At 75.2% G+C, this 1,200-nt stretch carries 1 pseudogene; it reads right to left on the reverse strand.

Features of this window, described 5'->3' with window-relative positions:
• Nucleotides 1-1,200 (reverse strand): annotated as a pseudogene (locus HMPREF0975_RS16415) (transcription-repair coupling factor); the annotation flags it as partial.

Below are 1,200 nucleotides of genomic sequence, written 5' to 3' on the forward strand. Positions count from 1 at the left end.
GGCCGGACGCCGGATCACCAGCCGCAGCGCCGGCAGCGCCGTCGACCGGGCTCACCGTCTCATCGGCCTCGTCCTCGGCGGAGGCGGCCGGGGCGGGGACCCAGTCGACCTCGCGGCCGAGCTCGGCCGCCTCGGAGAGCTGGTCGACGATACGGGCGGGCACACCGCCGTCGCCCAGGAGCTGGGCCATGCGCCGGCCGGGCCCGGGCCCGTCGGTGGCCACAACAACGGTCCAGCCCTGACGGGCCCACTGGCCCAGGTCGGACACCGCCCGCTCGAGTTCGCCGCGGTAGGTGCGCGGGTCGCTGAGGTCCAGGCGGGTGGCCTCGGGGCCGGAGGCCAGGGCGGTGAAGGACCACCAGCCGCGATTGGTGGACAGGGCCAGGGCCCGGGCCTCGGCCAGGTGGGCGAAGGCGGCGGCGGACAGGTCGACCGGGACCGTACCGCCGGAGGCCGCCGAGGTCCAGGCGGCCGCGAGGAACTCGGCGGTGGTGGCCGTCAGATCCTCGGCGCGCTTGCGCACCCGCTCGGGCTCCAGGAGCACCGTGAGCCGGTCGCCGACGAGGTCGAGCAGCGGGATCATCTTGTCGACCAGGACCGGGGCGAGGGACTCCATGCCCTCGACGGCGATGCCCTGGCTGATCTTCTCCAGCATGTCGGCGGCGCCGGGGACGGCTTCAGTCAAGGCGGCGGCACGCCCGCGGACCTCGTCGGTCAGGACCAGCTCGCGGCAGGCGGTGGCGGTCACGGAGGCCAGCGCCTCGATGGTGCGCTGGTCGGCGACGGCGAATGAGGAGACCTCGTCGATCTCATCGCCGAAGAAGTCCACGCGCACGGGCCGCGGCTCGGAGGGTGGGAAGACGTCGAGGATGCCGCCGCGCACGGCGTACTCGCCGCGGGACTCGACCATGTCGACGCGCGTGTAGGCGGCGGCCTCCAGGCGGCGGGAGGTCTCCTCCAGACCGACGGCCAGGCCGGGGGCCAGCCGAACAGGCTCGAGCTCGCCCAGCCCCGCGATGACGGGGGCGAGCAGGGCGCGCACGGGCACGACGAGAACACGGATCGCCCCGCCCTCCTCGGGGTGGGCCAGGCGACGCAGAACGGACAGGCGCTGGGCCACGGTGTCGGCGCGCGGCGAGAGGCGCTCGTGGGGCAGGGTCTCCCAGGCGGGCATGACGGCGACGTCGTCGGCCGGCAAGT

Origin of the sequence: Actinomyces sp. oral taxon 849 str. F0330 (assembly GCF_000239715.1) — a bacterium.
Taxonomy (GTDB): Bacteria; Actinomycetota; Actinomycetes; order Actinomycetales; family Actinomycetaceae; genus Actinomyces; species Actinomyces johnsonii.